We start from the raw sequence: 2251 nt of genomic DNA on the forward strand, positions 1-2251 counted from the left end.
CCTCCATAGTTCACCCTCTTTTCCTCCATAGTTCACCCTCTTTTCCTCCATAGTTAAGCGAAAAAACCATTTATATTCAAATACCTGCAAGCCCTTAAAGTATTAAATTATTAAAGATTGTTAAACACACAAAGCGCGTGCGTGCGCGGCCCCCTAGATTTCATGGCTGAGTTTTTGTTGTGTGTGTGTTTTGCTTCGCAGGGAAGGTGAAGAAGAGGGCGGATATAACCGTATCCACCCTCAAAAGAACTTCAGCCTGTTATCCTTCCACTCCTTGGCATCCACAACACCGGACTGATACAGCCCGTGCCAGTCGTAGAAGAACGGATACCAGCCAGAGCCACCACCGGGCTTGAACAACACCGCCAGCACGAAACACACGCCGACAATGCCCCACGCTATGCCGTATTCCCCCGCGTTGCCTGTGCGCAGCCTGCCGCCGAACAGGTGGAAACGGCGTTCAGCGTTGGGGGTGAACGGCACACCGGAAACCGTCAGGGAGTCTGCCAGCACATGGGTAAGCCCACCGTAGGCAAAAGCGGCAAGGATGCCGTGGAAGTCCCACAGGCCGAGCGCGAAGGCAAGCCCACCTGCCCAGTACAGCACGATGTGGGTAACGCCACGGTGTTTGACCTTGCGCCCGCCCAGCTTTTCCAGCACCCATTCCAGCCAGTCGGGAGCTGTCGAGCCAAGCAGGGCAACCGGGACAAGGGCAGGGGCTACCAAGGCAGTTGTTGCCCCGGCAATTGCCAGATGGTTAATCCACTTCATGGTTCACCCCCAGCCGTCTTCCTCCCCTCGCCCCTTGAGGGAGAGGGGCCGGGGGTGAGGGGTTCTTCCATCGGCACTGCCGACACCTTGCGCAACCACCCGCCAATCCGTTCCGCGTTCTTCGGGTCACACATCCCAGCCAGCAGCAAACGGCTTTCCATGATCTTGGCTTCTTCGCCGATGAGCTTGTCTTGCGAGCTGGCGACTTTTTCCAAATAGCCGACTTGTTCCGTAGCTTCGGTGATGCCTTCCTTCACACGCACCGCAGAACGCGCCTCTAAGCTCCTGTAGAGGGCTAACTCCCTTACGGCATGGTTACGCCCTGCTATAGCCGTTACGAAGTCAGCAACGGCCTTTGCGGTGTCTTTACGGCGCACATACTCGCGGTCTTTCTCCCTGTCGAGTTCTTTCCCGGAGTAAAGCGGCATCGAGGCGACGATTCCAACGTAGGATTTGCCCAAGCCGGTGGCGGTGTCTTGCAGGTCGAGAACGTCGCTGGAACGGATCGCGGCGCGTAAGTCCACGTCGATGTCGAACTTGCTGCGTTCCGGGTAGCAGGCCAGTACTGCTTTGAAAATCGCGTCAGCGTCAAGCGCAGGGGCTTGCACGATAGCGGCGGGTTTGTCGTGGTAGTCCAAGCCATCCCCCGCCATCGTGGGGATTTGATACGGTTTCACCGCCGGGGGCTTTTCCAGTTCACTTCCAGTCTTCCAAGGCCACCAAGCCGGGGCGGTGTCATTGGATACTTTTGTATCCTCTGTCTCAGTGCCAGCCGGGGCAGTGATCCCCGCCAAGCGCAGGGTTTCGGCTTTGGTGGCTTCGTAGTCGCTGTCTGTTTCCGCGCTGGCATTAATCGGCGCGAGCAGCACGGCGACCAGTGCCAAGGGCTTTAAGACCGCCCAGAACGGCGGCGGCTTCCCACCAGCCAGCGGCGAGGCAGGCGACAAGGAACGCCCACATGAGGAGGTTGGTTGCGTCATAGGCTACTTCTGAGTTGAGTCGGAAAATTTGCGGGTCACGGCGCATCACCACCGTGCGCAGGTTGGGCGGTAGGCGTTGTTCTTCGCTGGCAGCGATCACGAAAACCCGCGAGGCAAGCACGCATTGCCGCGCAATTTGCAGCTTGCGGCCTGCGAGCTTGTGCGCGTCGTCGATGAACAGCACCGCTTTGGTGTCTTTGCAGTAGTCCGGCAGGGTTTCGGCGCGTTGGTATTGTTTGAGGGCTTTCCACGGGGCGCGGGCGTTGTTCAGGTCGGTTTTCTCTTCCTCGTGGCGTTTGGCTTCCCACCATTTTTCCACGTCCGGCTCATCGCTCCACGCCACCAAGGGGCGCAGGGTGTGCAGGTAGAGCGGGGCGGTTTTCGACTTGGTTCCCCAGATTTCAGCGGCGTTTTCGTACAGGCGATCGACCCATTTGGATTTACCGTGTCAACACCGACTGAAAACTGACCCACTTTCGTCAAAATCACCGTTTTAAAAA

General features: G+C 57.8%; 1 protein-coding gene and 1 pseudogene. Both read right to left on the reverse strand.

The window, feature by feature from the left end; all coding sequences use genetic code 11:
• Nucleotides 1–501: 501 nt before the first annotated feature.
• A pseudogene (locus VSS37_RS21845) lies at nt 502–771 on the reverse strand (metal-dependent hydrolase); the annotation flags it as partial.
• The gene (locus VSS37_RS10255; RefSeq protein ID WP_324694919.1) at nt 768–1751 is read right to left on the reverse strand and encodes a hypothetical protein; all 984 of its coding nucleotides are present in this window, start codon (nt 1749–1751) and stop codon (nt 768–770) included. The pseudogene VSS37_RS21845 and the gene VSS37_RS10255, both read right to left, overlap by 4 nt.
• Nucleotides 1752–2251 lie beyond the last annotated feature (500 nt).

The sequence above is a fragment of the Candidatus Thiothrix phosphatis genome (assembly GCF_035668035.1).
In the GTDB taxonomy this organism is placed as follows: domain Bacteria; phylum Pseudomonadota; class Gammaproteobacteria; order Thiotrichales; family Thiotrichaceae; genus Thiothrix; species Thiothrix phosphatis.

Coding starts and splice junctions, on each gene's coding strand:
- VSS37_RS10255 (WP_324694919.1), bottom strand. CDS start 1,751: ATGACGCAACCAACCTCCTCATGTGGGCGTTCCTTGTCGCCTGCCTCG.